This is a genomic window from Xylophilus sp. GOD-11R (assembly GCF_033546935.1).
GTDB lineage: Bacteria > Pseudomonadota > Gammaproteobacteria > Burkholderiales > Burkholderiaceae_C > Xylophilus.
Genome location: NZ_CP137854.1, coordinates 4,790,614 through 4,806,662, shown reverse-complemented (window position 1 = coordinate 4,806,662; position 16,049 = coordinate 4,790,614). Strand labels below are relative to the sequence as shown.

Genomic DNA, 16,049 nt, shown 5'->3' with positions numbered 1-16,049 from the left:
TGTGCGTCAGATGGATTCGGGTGCGCGGAGATGGAAGTCGGTAGCCAGCTGAAAGCGGTGCGCCGCATTGAGCAGCCGCGACTCGCCGAAGTAGTTGCCGATGAGCTGCAGGCCCACCGGCATGCCGCCCGCGCCGCTGCCCACCGGCAGGCTCATGCCGGGCAGGCCGGCGAGCGATGCGGGCAGCGTGAAGATGTCGGCGAGGTAGTTGGCGACCGGGTCATCGGACTTCTCGCCGATCTTCCAGGCCACGCTGGGCGCCACCGGACCGGCGATGACGTCGCACTGCGCGAAGGCGGCGCGGAAGTCGTCGGCGATCATGCGGCGGATCTTTTGCGCCTGCAGGTAGTAGGCGTCGTAGTAGCCGTGCGAGAGCACGTAGGTGCCGATCATGATGCGGCGCTTGACCTCGTCGCCGAAACCTTCGGAGCGGGTCTTCTTGTACATGTCGAGCAGGTCGCCGTAGCGCTCTGCGCGGTGTCCGAACTTCACGCCGTCGAAGCGGCTCAGGTTGGACGAGGCCTCGGCCGGCGCGATGATGTAGTAGACGGGAATCGACAGCTCGGTGCGGGGCAGCGACACCGGGACCAGCGTGGCGCCCAGACCCTGGTAGGTGGCCAGGGCGGTGTCGATGGCGGCCCGCACGTCGGGCTGCAGGCCTTCGCCGAAGAACTCCTGGGGGATGCCGATGCGCAGACCCGAAAGATCGTCGGCCAGCGAGCGCGAATAGTCTTCGGCGGGGCGGTCCAGCGAGGTGGAATCGCGGTCCGGATCCGGGCCGCACAGGGCCGACAGCAGCAGGGCGCAGTCCTCGGCGCTGCGGGCCATGGGGCCGGCCTGGTCGAGGCTGGAGGCATAGGCCACCATGCCGTAGCGCGAGGCGCGGCCGTAGGTGGGCTTGATGCCGGTGATGCCGCAGAAGGCAGCCGGCTGGCGGATCGAGCCACCGGTGTCGGTGCCGGTGGCCGCCGGCGCCAGGCGCGCGGCCACGGCCACGGCGCTGCCGCCCGACGAGCCGCCCGCCACGCGGGTGTGGTCCCAGGGGTTCAGCGGCGTGCGGGGCACATCGCCACCGACCGGCGCGACGGCCACGCTCTCGTTGGCCGAGCCCATGGCGAACTCGTCGCAGCTCAGCTTGCCGAGCGTGACCGCGCCCTGTGCCGCCAGGTTGGCGACCACGGTGGCGTCGAAGGGCGAGCGGTAGCCGGCCAGCATCTTCGAGCCGGCGGTGGTGGGGAAGTCGCGGGTGACGAAGATGTCCTTGTGCGCGATCGGCACGCCTTCCAGCCGGCCGGCGGTGCCGGCTGCGATGCGGGCGTCGGCGGCGCGTGCCTGGGCGAGCGTGGCCTCCTCGTCGATCGATACATAGGCGGCCAGGTGCTGGTGCGCCGCGGCGCGGTCCAGGAAATGCCGGGCGGCCTCCACCGCCGACACCTCACGCGCGGCGATGCGGGCGGCGAGTTCTGCCACGCCCAGATCGTGCAGGGGCTTGTTCTTGTCGACGCTCATCATTCGATCACCTTCGGCACCAGGAAGAGGCCGTTTTCCACGGCGGGGGCGCTGCGCTGGCTGTCCTCGCGCGACGGGAAGACGCCCACGGCGTCCTCGCGTAGCCGCAGGGCCACGTCTTCAAAGGCGGCGACCGGATGCGCCAGCGGCTCGACGCCGGTGGTGTCGACCGCGCGCATCTTTCCGACGATGGCGAAGAACTCGTTGAGCTGCGAAAGCACACGAGCGCTCTCGTCGGGACGGGGCTCGAGGCGCGCCAGGTTGGCGATGCGTTCGATGTCTTGGGGGGTCAGGGCCATGGCGAGCGGGCGCCACGAAGGCGCCTGGGCTGTAGTTCGGTTCCGGGATTTAGGCTGTTCGGCAGTCCGATGAGGCTCGGCGCGCCGGCAGCATCGGGTATTATCCCGCCTTCGCCCGGAGGCACCGCCCGCGCCCCGCGCCGGTCTTACTAGTCGAAGTATTCGTCCCCGGATCCGACCCTCCGCGACACCCCCCGACATACACAGCAAAAACCGGTGACGGCAGGCGCACAGCATGCCGTGCCCCTTGAGGATTCACATGTTTGGAGCTTTCCGCCGGTATTTCTCTACCGATCTCGCCATCGACCTCGGTACGGCCAATACCCTGATCTTCGCCCGCGACAAGGGCATCGTGCTCGACGAGCCTTCGGTCGTCGCCATCCGCCACGAAGGCGGGCCGCACGGCAAGAAGGTGATCCAGGCCGTCGGCCGCGAGGCCAAGGCCATGCTCGGCAAGGTGCCAGGCAATATCGAGGCGATCCGCCCGATGAAGGACGGTGTCATCGCCGACTTCGTGATCACCGAGCAGATGATCAAGCAGTTCATCAAGATGGTGCACCCGCGCACGATGTTCACGCCGAGCCCGCGCATCATCATCTGCGTGCCCTGCGGTTCCACCCAGGTCGAGCGCCGCGCCATCAAGGACGCGGCCGAGGCCGCCGGCGCCACCGCTGTCTACCTCATCGAGGAGCCCATGGCTGCCGGTATCGGCGCCGGCCTGCCGGTGAGCGAGGCCTCCGGCTCCATGGTCGTCGACATCGGCGGCGGCACCACCGAAGTGGGCGTCATCTCGCTCGGCGGCATGGTCTACAAGGGTTCGGTGCGTGTCGGCGGCGACAAGTTCGACGAAGCCATCATCAATTACATCCGCCGCAACTACGGCATGCTGATCGGCGAGCCGACCGCCGAAGCCATCAAGAAGAACATCGGCAGCGCCTTTCCGGGTTCCGAGGTCAAGGAGATGGAAGTCAAGGGCCGCAACCTCTCCGAAGGCGTGCCGCGCAGCTTCACCATCAGCAGCAACGAAGTGCTGGAAGCGCTGACCGATCCGCTCAACAACATCGTCTCGGCCGTCAAGAACGCGCTGGAACAGACGCCGCCGGAACTGGGCGCCGACATCGCCGATCGGGGCATGATGCTCACCGGCGGCGGCGCCCTGCTGCGCGACCTCGACCGCCTGCTGGCCGAGGAGACCGGCCTGCCGGTGCTGGTGGCCGAAGAGCCGCTGACCTGCGTGGTGCGCGGTTGCGGCATGGCGCTGGAACGCATGGACCGACTGGGCAGCATCTTTACTTCCGAGTAAGCAGCCCCTTGGCTTTTCACTGCGGTGAGTTGAGCCCATCGGCTTTTCACTCCGCCTCCGGCTCCGTGTAATTTCGCATCCCCGAAGGGATGGAGCCCCGGGCTTTGGGGCGGCCCCGGCGGCCCGGCGGCCGGGGCTGGTGGAATTTCCCGACTGCTGCCGTGAACCGCCTCGACCGCTGCCGGGGAAGTCAGGCATGTTGGGCGAGAGCCGCCCCAAGGATCCGAATGGTGGCGAACCGTGCGGTAGTCCTCGCACCGCCGCTAGCCCTCCCCGGCCGCGGGGAACCTTTCGCGCACCGCCGGGCTCCCCTATCATCCGACGCTTCCCGTCACCGGGTTCGATCCCCTCTTCCTTCACTCCGCCATGCCCCTGGGTACCCTGGATCGCACCGCGCCGCCCTTCTTCAAGCAGGGCCCTTCCGCGCGGTCCACGCTGGCGGTGCTGACGGCGCTGTCGCTGTTCCTGATGGTGGCCGACACCCGCCTGGGGATCACGCCGCCGGTCCGCTCGGCGCTGTCCACCATCCTGTATCCGGTGCAGTGGCTCGCCCTGCAGCCGGTGCGCATCGGCCGCCAGTCCACCGATTACCTGGCCACCGTCCGCTCGGCGCAATCGGTGGAAGACACGGCGCGCCGCAACATCCTCCAGCAGGCGCAGCGCGCCAGCCAGGTCGAGGAACTGCTGCTCGAGAACCGCCGGCTGCGCGACCTGCTGGCCTTGCGCCAGCGGCTCAACGCACCCGAGCAGGCGGCCGAGGTGCTGTACGACGCGCCCGACCCCTACACCCGCCGCGTCATCATCGACCGTGGTCAGCTGCAGGGCGTTGAGCTCGGTGCGCCGGTGCTCGACGAGACCGGCGTGCTGGGCCAGGTCACCCGGCTGCATCCACTGCTGGCCGAAGTGTCGCTGCTGGTCGATCGCGACTTCGCCATTCCCGTCCTCAACACCCGCACCGGCGCGCGCAGCGTGGCCTACGGCGATCCCGCCGGCGGCGGCGCGCTCGAACTGCGGTTCATGCCGGGCAACGCCGATGTGGAAGAGGGCGACCTGCTCACCACCAGCGGTGTCGACGGCGTCTATCCGGCCGGCCTGCCGGTGGCCAAGGTGAGCCATGTGGAGCGCCGCTCCGAATCGGCCTTCGCCCGCATCCACTGCCTGCCGCTGGCCAGCACCCAGGGCGCGCGCCACGTGCTGGTGCTGCAACCTCTGAGTGACCAGATTCCGCCACGACCCGCCGAAGATCCGGCGCCGGCCGAGAGCAAGCGCCGCCTGCTGCCTCCCCGCGTCACACCGGCTCCCTGACCATGGCACGCGCACAACAACTCCTGCTGCCGGTCAACCCGGTCTTCATCTGGAGCACGCTGTTCGTCGGCCTGCTGGTGGCGCTGCTGCCGCTCGGCCGCTCCGGCTGGGTGCCCGACGTGCTGATGCTGGTGCTGGTCTTCTGGAGCGTGCACCAGCCCTCGCGGGTGGGCATGGGCGCTGCCTTCGTGCTGGGGCTGTGCGTGGATGTGCAGCACGCGGCGCTGCTTGGGCAGAACGCGCTGATTTACACCGTCATGGTCTACCTGGGCGTGAGCCTGCAGCGCCGGCTGCTGTGGTTCGGCATTCCGCTGCAGGCGGTGCAGTTGCTGCCGTTGTTCGTCGGTGCGCATGCCTTGCAGACGGTGATCCGGCTGATCCTCGGTGCGTCGCTGCCTGGCTGGGGCGTGCTGGCCGCGCCCCTGCTCGAGTCGTTGCTGTGGGTGCCGCTGAGCGTGGTGTTGCTGGCGCCCCAGCGTCGCGCCCCCGATCGCGACGAGAACCGCCCGTTGTGACTATGGCCCCTCGGCTTTTCACTGCGCCTGCGGCTCCGTGTAATTCGCCATCCCCCGAGGGGAAGGCGCGGCTCGCCTTGGGGCGGCCCGGCGGCGTGCCGCGAGCCCCTCGGCTTTTCACTGCGCTTGCGGCTTCGTGTAATTCGCCATCCCCCGAGGGGAGGGCGCGGCTCGCCTTGGGGCGGCCCGGCGGCGTGCCGCGAGCCCCTCGGCTTTTCACTGCGCTTGCGGCTTCGTGTGATTCGCCATCCCCCGAGGGGAAGGCGCGGCTCGCCTTGGGGCGGCCCGGCGGCGGCCGCCGGGTGGCGCCTCGCGCGGCGGTGGAGTGCGGGAGGGCGCCCGCCGGTGCCGGTCGATTGCGCATCGCCCTCGCGCCGGAGGCTCTGCCATGACCGAAATCCGCAGCACCGAGATGGAGCTGGCGCGGTTCAAGCGCCGGATCCTGGCTGTGGCATTGCTGATGCTGTTCTGCTTCGGGCTGCTGGTCAGCAGGCTGATCTATCTGCAGATCGTGCGGCACGAGGACCTGGCCGAGCAGGCGGAGAGCAACCGGACGGCGGTGGTGCCTATCGTGCCCAATCGGGGGCTGATCCTCGACCGCAACGGGGTGGTGCTGGCCACCAACTACTCGGCCTACACGCTGGAGATCACGCCGTCGAAGGCGGGCGATCTCGAAGACACCATCTCGCGCCTGGCTGCGCTGGTGGAGATCACGCCGCGTGACCGTCGCCGCTTCAAGAAGCTGACCGAGGAATCGCGCAACTTCGAGTCGGTGCCGATCCGCACCCGGCTGTCCGACACCGAGGTGGCCAAGTTCGCGGCGCAGAGCTTCAAGTTCCCGGGCGTGGAGATCAAAGCGCGGCTGTTCCGCAACTACCCCTTCGGCGACCTGGCCAGCCACGTCATCGGCTACATCGGCCGAATCAACCAGCGCGAGAAGGAACGCATCGAGGACTCCGAGGACTCGTCCAACTACCGCGGTACCGATCACATCGGCAAGCTCGGGGTGGAGCAGAGTTTCGAGCGCCAGTTGCACGGCACGACCGGCGTGGAGCAAATGGAAACCTCGGCCGGCGGCCGTGCGGTGCGGCGCCTGGCCACGCACGCGGCCACGCCGGGCCAGACGGTGCAGCTGTCGATCGACATCAAGCTGCAGCAGATGGTGGAAGAGCTCTTCGGCGACCGGCGCGGCGCGCTGGTGGCGATCGATCCGAACACCGGCGAGATCCTTGCCTTCGTGAGCAAGCCGACCTTCGACCCCAATCTTTTCGTCGACGGCATCGACCAGGAAAGCTGGGCCGCGCTCAACGAATCCTACGACCGGCCGTTGCTCAACCGGGCGCTGCGCGGCACCTATCCGACCGGCTCCACCTACAAGCCTTTCATGGGCCTGGCCGGATTGGAAACGGGCAAGCGCACGCCAGGCACCGTCATCAACGACCCGGGCTTCTACATGTTCGCCGGGCACCGGTTCGGCAGCCCGGAAGGCTACCTGGGCGGGGTCGACCTGCAGCGGGCGATCATGCTGTCGTCCAACGTGTACTTCTATTCGCTGGCCAACGAGCTGGGTGTGGATGCGATCCATGATTTCATGGCGCCGCTGGGTTTCGGCCAGGTGACCGGCATCGACCTGCCGGGCGAAGTGACCGGCGTGCTGCCCAGCACCGACTGGAAACGGCGCACTTACAAGCGCCCCGAGCAGCGCAAGTGGTATGCGGGCGAAACCATCTCGCTGGGCATCGGCCAGGGCTACAACAACTTCACCATGCTGCAGGTGGCGCAGGCCACGTCGATCCTGGCCGACGGCGGCATCAAGCACCGGCCGCACCTGGTGCGCGCGGTGCGCGACCCGGTGACGGGCACGCTGTCCGAAGTGCCGCAGCCACCGGCGATCGACCTCGGCTTCAAACGGTCCAACCTGGATGCGGTACGCGCCGGCCTGGTCGCGGTGACCACCGGCGGCACGGCACGCGGCGTGTTCGCCGGCGCAGCTTATGTGTCGGCGGGCAAGACCGGTACCGCGCAGGCGGTGACCCAGGCGCAGAACACCAAGTACAACGCCAAGGCCCTCGAAGAACACCAGCGCGACCATTCGCTCTACATGGCCTTCGGCCCGGCGCAGAACCCCAAGATCGCGCTGGCGGTGATCGTCGAGAACGCGGGCTGGGGCACCGGCGCGGCAGCGCCCATCGCACGGCGGGTGCTGGACTACTGGCTGGCGGGCCTCTACCCGAGCGAGGAAGACATTGCCGCCACCCGCATCGGCAAGAGCTCCGCACCGATCGGCACGCCGCGCAAGGTCGAGGACATCACGCTCGCCGCGCCCTGAACGGCGGCGGCTCCGTCACTCGGCCAGCTCGGCCGGCAGCCAGCCGCGCAGGCTGTTGACGAACGCCAGCGCGCGCCGACTGCGCAGGTCTTCCACCCGCAGCGGCGCTTCGGCGATGCGGCCTTCGGCGATCAGCCGGCCACGCGCCACGCCCGGCAACACGCCGGCCGCCAGCGGCGGCGTGAGCCAGCGGCCGTCGGCCGTCTGCAGCAGCACATTGCCGCGGGTGAACTCGGTCAGCTCGCCGCGGGCGTTCCACAGCAAGGTGTCGAAGACGCCGCTGCCGGCGGCAGGCGCCAGCCGCTCGTAGTGCGCGCGGCGGCTGGTCTTGTGCAGCAAAAAGTCCGCGTGCACCGGCTCCATCGGCCGATCGGCGAGGCGCACCGAGACCGGCGCCGGCGTGTCGGCCAGGGCGAAGGCTTCAGCACGCAGTCCGGACGAGGCGGTCAGCACCAGCCGCACCCGCCAGGTGCCGACCGGGTGGGCGGCGGCCAGTCGCTCGATGGCGCGACCGGCGGCGGCATCGTCCCAGCCGAAGCCGAAATGCCGTGCGCTGGCCTGCATGCGCGCGAGGTGGCCGTCGAGAGCGCGGTAACGGCCGTCTTGCAGCCGCAGGGTTTCGATCAGGTCGAAGGGCTCGCGCGCCGCGTCCAGAAAACGCCGCTTGTTGCGCCATTCGTCCCATTCGCCCTGGCTCTGCGCGTCGATGGTGATGCCGCTGCCGATGCCGCAGACGGCGACATCGCCGCGCAGTTGCACCGTGCGGATCGGCACGTTGAAGGTGGCGCCGCCGCCCGGCCGCAGCAGGCCGACCGCGCCGCAGTACACGCCGCGTGGTCGGGGCTCCAGCGAGCGGATCAGCTCGGTCGCCCGCACCTTGGGCACGCCGGTGACCGAGCCGCACGGAAACAGCGCGCCGAAGACGTCGGCCAGGCGTACCCCTTCGCGCGTCTGCGCCACCACGTCGGAGGTCATCTGCCAGACCGTCGGCCAGGCGCGCGGCTGGAACAGCTGGTGCACCCGCACCGAATGCGGGCGGGCGATGCGCGACAGGTCGTTGCGGATCAGGTCCACGATCATCAGGTTCTCGGCGCGCTCCTTCTCGGACGCCACCAGCGCCTGCGCCTGCCGGGCATCGTCTTCGGCCGATTCGCCGCGCGGCGCGGTGCCTTTCATGGGGCGCGACACGATGCGGCCGTCCTGCCAGTCGAAGAACAGTTCGGGCGACACCGACAGGATCTGCTCCTCACCGGTGTCGACGAAGGCCCCGTAGCCCATGGGCTGGGCGCGTTGCAGGGCGCGGAACCAGGCTTCGGCATCGCCGTCGAAGTCGCTGTGCAGCGGTTCGGTCAGGTTGATCTGGTAGGTCTCGCCAGCGCGGATCGCGTCGTGGATGCGCGCGACGCGGTCGTCGAAGGCGGCGCGTTCCAGCGTGGTGCACCAGGGTGATGCCTGCCAAGTGGCGTTTTCGGTATCGGGGGCCCAGGGCTCGGCCCGATCGAACACGCCGAACCAGGCCAGCGGCCCCTCGCCCGGATGGGTGGCAAAGGCCGGATCGAAGGCGGCGGCGGCCTCGTAGCGCAGAAAACCGACGCACCAGGCGCCGTCGGCGGACGCCCGTTCGGCGCGCTCCAGCACGCCGCGCACCGCTTCGATGCGGTCGGCCCGCAGGATCTCGCGGCAATCGGCGAAAGCCAGGCGCAGCGGCGGCTGGTCGTTCTCGGAGAGGAAATCGACGAGGGCTCGAGGGCGGGAACGCGGGGTCATCGGCGCATTCTCGCTGCTGGCGTTAGGCCGCCGGCAGCGCTGCACGGGGTGGATCGGCGGTATGCGAGGAATCGTCGGGACGAAAAAAAACGCCAGGTCAGACCTGGCGTTCGGGAGGCTGCCCGCATCTCTCGAGGGATGCTCGGGCTGGATTTCGATTCTTGATTTGGCGTATGTCTCCTCGGGCCTCGCTCTCGCAGAGGCTCTAAGGCCCTGCAGCAGGCAGGACTTTACGCCCATGCGCACTTTTAGTGCATAGGGGCTTACCCGCGCCCTTTGTCGGTGAAAAGTATCCGCTCGTCGCCCGAAAGGGGGTGGACGGGGTTGCGCCTATGGCTGACAGGCGGGGGCTTTTCGCAGGCCGTAACATCTCGACGGCCTTCGCGGGTCTGGGCAGAGCGTGTGCTCTGCGCTTTTCCGGCGTTTCGTCTTCCCCACCCATCCACTTTCCACCAGCGCCGCATCTTGCAATCCATGGAGGACTTTTCCCCTCGCATCGTCCGTGACGCATCCGTCGCGCCGGCGTCGATGCGGCTGGTGGGGCGCTGGACTTCGGCGCAATTGGGCTCGCGCAGTGTGTGGAGCAGCCTGGTGCCCGAGCTGCGGCGAGCCTGCGGCGACGCGGAACTGCACTGGGACCTGAGCACCATCGGGCTGCTCGACCATGTCGGTGCGCAGCTGTTATGGAACGTGTGGGGCCACGGCTGGCCGGCACATGTGGACCTGTCGGACACCCAGCGAACCATGTTCGAGCGGGTCGAGCGGTTCAGCGTGGATGCGCCCGCCGAACGGCCGTTCACCGCCATGCGCGGCCTGGAATCCCTGGGTCGCCGGGTGATCGAAGCTTTGGAGCAGATGCGCGCGGTCACGCTGATGATCGGCCAGTTGCTGCTCGACGTGCTGCGCCTGGTGCGTCGGCCGGCCAACGGGCCGTGGCGCGATCTCTCCGGCCACCTCTACCAGATGGGCACGACCGCGTTGCCGATCACCGCGCTGGTGGGTTTTCTGATCGGGGTGGTGCTGGCCTACCTGATGTCGATGCAACTGCGGCAGTACGGCGCCGACTCCTTCATCGTCAACATCCTCGGCATTTCGCTGGTGCGCGAGCTGGGGCCGCTGCTGGCCGCGATCCTGGTAGCGGGGCGCTCGGGCTCGGCGATCACCGCGCAGATCGGGGTGATGCGGGTGACCGAGGAGCTCGATGCGATGCGGGTCATGGGCATATCGCACAGCTACCGGCTGGTGATGCCGCGCTCGCTGGCCATGGCGGTCGCCATGCCGCTGATCGGCGTGTGGACCATCCTGGCATCGCTGGCCGGCGGCATGCTGGCGGCCGACCTCGCGATGAACATCACGCCGGCGTATTTCGTCAATGCGCTGCCGGGCGCGGTGAGCCTGCCCAACCTGGGCATCGCCGTGCTCAAGTCGATCGTGTTCGGTGTGCTGATCGCGCTGATCGGCTGCCACTACGGCATGCGGGTGGAGCCCAATACCGAGAGCCTGGGCAAGGGCACGACGGCGTCGGTGGTGACGTCGATCACGGTGGTGATCCTGGTGGATGCCTTGTTCGCCATCGTCTTCCGGAACGTCGGCATATGACGGCTCACCCCCAGGCTTCGCGCACTTCGTGTCGCTTCGCCCACCCCCTCGCAGGGGGCAACACCAGCGGTCCGGCAAAGCCGGCCCCGCGGTGTTCCATGAAGGGCGTACGGTGAACTCGAGCCCGGCGGCCAATGTCAGCCCTGTTTGCGGTGCGGCGACCGGGCCGGTGGTGCGCATCGAGGGTCTGTGGACCGCGTTCGGCACCGGCAAGCGGCGGGTGGTGATTCACGAGAACCTGGCGCTGTCGATCGAGCAGGGCGAGATCGTGTCGCTGGTCGGCGGGTCGGGCACGGGCAAGACGGTGTTGCTGCGCCAGATGCTCGGGCTGGAGACGCCCGAGCGCGGCACGGTGGAGGTGCTCGGGGAGCCCGCAGCGCAGCTCGGGCGGCGCGGGGCGTCGAGCCGGGTGGGCATGCTGTTCCAGCAAGGCGCGCTGTTCTCGGCCTTCAACGTGCTCGACAACGTGGCCTTCGCACTGCGCGAACTCAACACCCTGCCCACCGCGCTGGCCCGCGACGCGGCGATGGTCAAGCTGCAGATGGTCGGGCTGAAGGCGGCCGACGCGCTGAAGATGCCGTCGGACCTGTCGGGCGGCATGATCAAGCGGGTGGCGCTGGCGCGCGCGCTGATCATGGATCCGCCGCTGCTGCTGCTCGACGAGCCCACCGCCGGGCTCGATCCCAACGCCTCCGACGAATTCTGCGACCTGCTGCGCTCGCTGCACCAGGAGCTCTGCCTCACGGTCGTGATGGTGACGCACGACCTCGACACCCTGTTCGCACTGTCGAGCCGGGTCGCGGTGCTGGCTGATCGGCGGGTGATCGCCGATGCGCCGCCGCGCGAGGTGGCGCAGGTCGACCATCCTTTCATCCGCCACTATTTCCAGGGCGAGCGCGGTCGTCGCGCCATGGCCCCCGTGCCGCCCACGCCACCGCCCACGGTGGCCACCGAGGATTGATATGGAAAACAAATCGCACGCCCTGGCCGCCGGCATCTTCGTGCTGGTGCTCACCGCCATGCTCATCGGCATGGCCTTCTGGCTCACGCGCGACACCGGCAGTTATCACGACTACGAACTCAGCACCGGCGACAACGTCACCGGCCTGCAGTTGCAGGCGCCGGTACGTTTCAAGGGCGTGCCGGTGGGCAAGGTGACGCGCATCGGCTTCGATCCGCAAGCGCCCGGCAATGTGCTGGTGCAGCTGGCGGTGCGCGAGGGCACGCCGGTCACGCCGACCACCTTCGCCTCGCTCGCCTACCAGGGCGTGACCGGGCTGGCCTTCGTGCTGCTCGACGACGACGACCAGCCGCAGCCGGTGGTGCCGCCGGGCGAGGACGGCATCGACCGTCTGCCGATCAAGCCTTCGCAACTCGGCCGGCTGTCGGAGAGCGCGCCGGCCATCCTGGCGGGCGTGGAAGACGCCACCAAGCGCTTCAACGATCTGCTCAACGACGACAACCAGAAACGCATCGCCATCGCCCTGGAGAACATCGGCAAGGCCGCGAACAACCTGGCCGTACTGACCGAGCGGGTGCAGGTCACCATGACCGAGCGGGTCGACCCCGCGCTCGCCGCCATGCCGCGCACCTTCGAACAGGCCAACGTCACGCTGCGCTCGCTGCAGGGAGCGGCCGGCGACATCTCCGGCGCGGCGCAGCAGATCGGCACCACGGCGGCGCGCCTGAACGAAAAGGACGGCCCGCTCGACCGCCTGGCCGAAGGCACCGGCGCATTGAGCCATGCGGTAGACGTCCTGGGCAACAGCACGCTGCCGCGCGTCAACCGCGTCAGCGACGAAGCCTCGCGCGCCATGCGCCAGCTCGGCCGCACCGTCACCGGCATCAACGACAACCCGCAATCGCTCATCTTCGGCAACGGACAGGCCCGACCCGGCCCTGGCGAACAGGGCTTCGTCGCGCCGCCCGAACGCGCGCCCGCCGCTACCGCAGGAGCCAGCCGCCCATGAAAACTCGCCTGTTCGACCGCCGCTTTTCCACTGCCGCCATCGCTGGCGTGATCGCCACCCTGGCGCTGGGCGCCTGCTCGGTGCTGCCCGACAAGCCGGCCCGACCGGTCTCCTACGACTTCGGCACCGGCATCGCGCCGCCCTCGGTCACCGAGGTCGCCATCTCGCTGCCGCCGATCGCGCTGGCCGACGTCGACGCCGCCGCACTGGCCGACACCGCCGCCATTACCTACCGCCTGCAATACACCGACGCCCAGCAGCTGCGGCCCTACGCGCAGGCTCGTTGGGCGTTGCCGCCGGCGCAACTGGTGCGGCTACGGGTGCGCGAGGCGCTGGGTCAGCGCCGGCCCATCCTCGATGCCGACGACGTGCTGGCGCAGCGCCGGGTCGAAGGCGGCCTGCCGCGCATCCTGCGGCTGCAGCTGGAGGAATTCAGCCAGGTCTTCGAGAGCCCGTCGCGCAGCGAAGGCGTGCTGCGCCTGCGCGCCACTCTGGTCGACAACACCGTACAGGGCGAGAACTTCGTCGGCCAGCGGGTCTTCGTGGTGCGTCGCCCGGCGACGACGCCCGATGCCCCTGGTGGCGTGCAGGCCCTCGCGGCGGCGACCGACGCCGCCGCTGCCGAAATCGAGGCCTGGCTCGCCCGGCTGGCGCCGCAGGCGGCGAGCGCGCCGATGCGGCCGCCCCGCCCCTGAGCCGGCCTGCAGACTGCGGTCGGTTCAGGTAAAACGAGGCCCCTCATCCATCCAGCCATTCAGCACTTTCAGGAGTTCTCCCGCATGCACGCCCACGACATCGACCTCATCGCCGCCGACGGATTCGAATTTTCCGCCTACGTCTCCGAGCCCGAAGGCAAGCCGCGTGGCGCCATCGTGGTGCTGCAGGAAATCTTCGGCGTCAACTCGCACATCCGCTCGGTCGCCGACGCCTATGCCGCCGAGGGCTACCTGGCCGTCGCGCCCACCACCTTCAGCCGGGTGCAGAAGGGCGTAGAGCTCGGCTATGCCGGCCCCGACATGCAGGAAGGCGTGCGCCTGAAGGCCGCCGTCGAGGCGCTGCCTGCGCCCGGCGTGCTGCAGGACATCCAGGCCGCGGTGGCTTTCGCCGCCAAGGCCGGCAAGGTCGGCATCGTGGGTTATTGCTGGGGCGGCCTGCTGGTGTGGCGCTCGGCCGCGCAGGTGCAGGGCCTGTCGGCGGCAGTGGCTTATTACGGCGGCGGCATGACCACCGAATCGGAAGCGGCGCGCAAGCCCCTGGTGCCGACCATCGCGCATTTCGGCGAGCACGACGGCCACATCAGCGTCGAAAGCGTCAAGGCCTTCGAAGCCGCGCACCCCGAGGTGAAGGTCTACCTCTACGACGCCGACCACGGCTTCAACTGCGACCAGCGCGGCTCCTACAACGCCCCCGCCGCCCAGCTCGCCCGCGAACGATCCCTGGCCTTTTTCGCCGAACACATCGGCTGATGGCAGGCGCTGCGCTGAGGTAGCCCGCAGCGCACCGACTGCCGGAGCCAAAGCCGCTCTGGAGCCCGCCGGCATCAGAGCGCGCGAACACCCCTCTCCGGAGGCCGCGCCAGCAGGCCGGCCGACTGCCACAGGGGCGAGGCGGCGAGGCTACGCCGAGCCAGCAAGCCGCCCCCGAAAGGGGGTAGGCGAAGACACGAAGTGCGTAGCCTGGGGGGCGATCCCATCCAGCGCCCGCCAGCATCAGAGCGCGCGAACAACCCCTCTCCGGAGGCCGCGCCAGCAGGCCGGCCGACTGCCACAGGGGCGAGGCGGCGAGGCTACGCCGAGCCAGCAAGCCGCCCCCGGAAGGGGGTAGGCGAAGACACGAAGTGCGTAGCCTGGGGACGATCCTATCCAGCGCCCGCCAGCATCAGAGTGGGCGAACAACCCCTCGCCCGAGGCCGCGCCAGCAGGCCGGCCGACTGCCACAGGGGCGAGGCGGCGAGGCTACGCCGAGCCAGCAAGCCGCCCCCGAAAGGGGGTAGGCGAAGACACGAAGTGCGTAGCCTGGGGGGCGATCCCATCCAGCGCCCGCCAGCATCAGAGTGGGCGAACAACCCCTCGCCGGAGGCCGCGCCAGCAGGCCGGCCGACTGCCTCAGGGGCGAGGCGGCGAGGCTACGCCGAGCCAGCAATCCGCCCCCGGAAGGGGGTAGGCGAAGACACGAAGTGCGTAGCCTGGGGGGCGATCCCATCCAGCGCCCGCCAGCATCAGAGTGGGCGAACAACCCCTCGCCGGAGGCCGCGCCAGCAGGCCGGCCGACTGCCTCAGGGGCGAGGCGGCGAGGCTACGCCGAGCCAGCAAGCCGCCCCCGGAAGGGGGTAGGCGAAGACACGAAGTGCGTAGCCTGGGGGAGACCCTATTTCTCTGGTCGGGCCAGGTACTTTTTTCGCCAGAACCACCCGATCAGCACCAGCGCGATCACCGTCATCGACCCCATCGCCCACCAGAAGCCATCCTGCTTGTGCACCAGCGGAATGAACTCGAAGTTCATGCCGAAAATGCCGGCGATCAGGTTCAGCGGCAGGAAGATGGCGGTGAGCGTGGTCAGCAGCCGCATGATGTCGTTGGCCCGGTTGCTCTGCACGCTGAAGTGGATCTGCACCGCGGTCTCGGCGCTCTGCTCCAGGCGCCGCACGTGGTGCACCACGCGCTCGATGTGTTCCAGCACGTCGCGGCTGCGCACCATCAGCAGGTCGCGTTCGCGCTGGGCCGCCGGCGTCTGCGGCGCCGGCCAGGTCTCCAGGGCATCGACCCAGTCCTGCACCGACGCGCGTTGGTCCTCGCAGATCTCGTCGAGGTGGTGCAGCGCGAGCCGCGCGTCGAGCAGGCCGCTCCAGTCGGTGGTGCGACTGCGCGGATGCAGCAGTTCGGCCTGCCAGTGGTCGAGCTGGCGGGTGAGCACGCGGCGCAGTTCCAGGTAGCCGTCGACCATCAGATTGACCAGCCGCAGCATCAGATCGGCCGGGCTCGACGGCGTGCGGGCGCCGGTGGCGCGGGCCTCGGTGGCGTGGCCGGCCAGCAGCCGCGCGGCAAAGGCGTCGCGCACGGTGCAGTCGTCGGGGTGCACGGTGAGCAGCACCTGGTCGAATACGGCGAAGCCGACCGGCGTGGTGTCGACACGGCGCAGCGCGGCCGGTCCCTGCGAGGCGTCGCCGCCGGTGTTCTGCGTGGCGACCAGGCGGCGGAACACCAGCAGGTCGTACTGCGAGGTGTAGTCGTAGTGCGAGGGCAGCTGGCGGTTGAGCAGATCGCTGACGTGCAGGTCGACCAGCTGGATGCCGATCAGCCGCTGCAGCGTTTCCTGGATGCGTGGCTGCTGCGCCTCGAGCTCCTGGCGGGTACAGGAAATCCAGAGAAAGCCGCCGGCCGGCAGGTTGGTGTCGAGGCCTTCGCCTTCGACCACCCGGGTGCCCTGCAGCGAGATGACACGCATCGCGGCCCG

The 16,049-nt window shown here is 69.3% G+C and carries 13 protein-coding genes; 9 read left to right on the top strand and 4 right to left on the bottom strand.

Annotated elements, in window-relative coordinates; translation table 11 throughout:
* Positions 1 to 6: 6 nt before the first annotated feature.
* Together gatA and gatC are read right to left on the bottom strand one after the other, a co-directional pair.
* Entirely contained in the window at positions 7 to 1,509 is a 1,503-nt protein-coding gene (gene gatA, locus R9X41_RS22195) for an Asp-tRNA(Asn)/Glu-tRNA(Gln) amidotransferase subunit GatA (protein ID WP_318632597.1), read from the bottom strand.
* Positions 1,509 to 1,808: an Asp-tRNA(Asn)/Glu-tRNA(Gln) amidotransferase subunit GatC gene (gene gatC, locus R9X41_RS22190; protein ID WP_318632596.1), complete on the bottom strand. Its 300-nt coding sequence runs from the start codon at positions 1,806 to 1,808 to the stop codon at positions 1,509 to 1,511. Before gatC ends, gatA begins: the two co-directional genes overlap by 1 nt.
* Before the next feature lie 259 nt (positions 1,809 to 2,067).
* Here gatC and R9X41_RS22185 point away from each other — a divergent pair, with 259 nt between their 5' ends.
* The 4 genes from R9X41_RS22185 (at position 2,068) to mrdA (ending at position 7,260) form a co-directional block, all read left to right on the top strand.
* Entirely contained in the window at positions 2,068 to 3,111 is a 1,044-nt protein-coding gene (locus R9X41_RS22185) for a rod shape-determining protein (RefSeq protein ID WP_318632595.1), read from the top strand.
* Positions 3,112 to 3,477: 366 nt separating this feature from the next.
* On the top strand, positions 3,478 to 4,416 hold the full coding sequence (mreC, locus tag R9X41_RS22180) for a rod shape-determining protein MreC (RefSeq protein WP_318632594.1): 939 nt from the start codon (positions 3,478 to 3,480) through the stop codon (positions 4,414 to 4,416).
* Positions 4,413 to 4,931, top strand: a complete 519-nt coding sequence (gene mreD, locus R9X41_RS22175) for a rod shape-determining protein MreD (protein WP_318635305.1) — start codon at positions 4,413 to 4,415, stop codon at positions 4,929 to 4,931. The genes mreC and mreD overlap by 4 nt, the downstream gene beginning before the upstream one ends.
* 388 nt (positions 4,932 to 5,319) lie before the next feature.
* Positions 5,320 to 7,260 carry a penicillin-binding protein 2 gene (mrdA, locus tag R9X41_RS22170; protein ID WP_318632593.1) on the top strand — a complete coding sequence of 647 codons (1,941 nt, stop codon included), beginning with the start codon at positions 5,320 to 5,322 and terminating at the stop codon, positions 7,258 to 7,260.
* Between the two features lie 15 nt (positions 7,261 to 7,275).
* Here mrdA and pabB read toward each other — a convergent pair whose 3' ends face one another.
* Positions 7,276 to 9,027 (bottom strand): aminodeoxychorismate synthase component I, encoded by a 1,752-nt coding sequence (pabB, locus tag R9X41_RS22165; RefSeq protein ID WP_318632592.1) that lies wholly within the window; start codon positions 9,025 to 9,027, stop codon positions 7,276 to 7,278.
* 474 nt (positions 9,028 to 9,501) lie between these two features.
* Between pabB and R9X41_RS22160 the strand changes: the two genes are divergently transcribed.
* The 5 genes from R9X41_RS22160 (at position 9,502) to R9X41_RS22140 (ending at position 14,062) form a co-directional block, all read left to right on the top strand.
* Entirely contained in the window at positions 9,502 to 10,626 is a 1,125-nt protein-coding gene (locus R9X41_RS22160) for an MlaE family ABC transporter permease (RefSeq protein WP_318632591.1), read from the top strand.
* A 112-nt stretch (positions 10,627 to 10,738) separates the two neighbouring features.
* The gene (locus R9X41_RS22155; RefSeq protein ID WP_318632590.1) at positions 10,739 to 11,587 is read left to right on the top strand and encodes an ABC transporter ATP-binding protein; all 849 of its coding nucleotides are present in this window, start codon (positions 10,739 to 10,741) and stop codon (positions 11,585 to 11,587) included.
* A gap of 1 nt (position 11,588) precedes the next feature.
* Entirely contained in the window at positions 11,589 to 12,596 is a 1,008-nt protein-coding gene (locus R9X41_RS22150; protein ID WP_318632589.1) for an MlaD family protein, read from the top strand.
* Positions 12,593 to 13,291 carry an ABC-type transport auxiliary lipoprotein family protein gene (locus R9X41_RS22145; RefSeq protein WP_318632588.1) on the top strand — a complete coding sequence of 233 codons (699 nt, stop codon included), beginning with the start codon at positions 12,593 to 12,595 and terminating at the stop codon, positions 13,289 to 13,291. The genes R9X41_RS22150 and R9X41_RS22145 overlap by 4 nt, the downstream gene beginning before the upstream one ends.
* Positions 13,292 to 13,375: 84 nt before the next feature.
* Positions 13,376 to 14,062 carry a dienelactone hydrolase family protein gene (locus R9X41_RS22140; RefSeq protein ID WP_318632587.1) on the top strand — a complete coding sequence of 229 codons (687 nt, stop codon included), beginning with the start codon at positions 13,376 to 13,378 and terminating at the stop codon, positions 14,060 to 14,062.
* Positions 14,063 to 14,963: 901 nt separating this feature from the next.
* Here the strand turns inward: R9X41_RS22140 and R9X41_RS22135 are convergent.
* Positions 14,964 to 16,040 (bottom strand): magnesium transporter CorA family protein, encoded by a 1,077-nt coding sequence (locus tag R9X41_RS22135; RefSeq protein ID WP_318632586.1) that lies wholly within the window; start codon positions 16,038 to 16,040, stop codon positions 14,964 to 14,966.
* Positions 16,041 to 16,049 lie beyond the last annotated feature (9 nt).

Coding starts and splice junctions, on each gene's coding strand:
- mrdA (WP_318632593.1), top strand. CDS start 5,320: ATGACCGAAATCCGCAGCACCGAGATGGAGCTGGCGCGGTTCAAGCGC.
- R9X41_RS22145 (WP_318632588.1), top strand. CDS start 12,593: ATGAAAACTCGCCTGTTCGACCGCCGCTTTTCCACTGCCGCCATCGCT.
- R9X41_RS22150 (WP_318632589.1), top strand. CDS start 11,589: ATGGAAAACAAATCGCACGCCCTGGCCGCCGGCATCTTCGTGCTGGTG.
- gatA (WP_318632597.1), bottom strand. CDS start 1,509: ATGAGCGTCGACAAGAACAAGCCCCTGCACGATCTGGGCGTGGCAGAA.
- R9X41_RS22135 (WP_318632586.1), bottom strand. CDS start 16,040: ATGCGTGTCATCTCGCTGCAGGGCACCCGGGTGGTCGAAGGCGAAGGC.
- R9X41_RS22140 (WP_318632587.1), top strand. CDS start 13,376: ATGCACGCCCACGACATCGACCTCATCGCCGCCGACGGATTCGAATTT.
- pabB (WP_318632592.1), bottom strand. CDS start 9,027: ATGACCCCGCGTTCCCGCCCTCGAGCCCTCGTCGATTTCCTCTCCGAG.
- R9X41_RS22185 (WP_318632595.1), top strand. CDS start 2,068: ATGTTTGGAGCTTTCCGCCGGTATTTCTCTACCGATCTCGCCATCGAC.
- gatC (WP_318632596.1), bottom strand. CDS start 1,808: ATGGCCCTGACCCCCCAAGACATCGAACGCATCGCCAACCTGGCGCGC.
- mreC (WP_318632594.1), top strand. CDS start 3,478: ATGCCCCTGGGTACCCTGGATCGCACCGCGCCGCCCTTCTTCAAGCAG.
- R9X41_RS22160 (WP_318632591.1), top strand. CDS start 9,502: ATGGAGGACTTTTCCCCTCGCATCGTCCGTGACGCATCCGTCGCGCCG.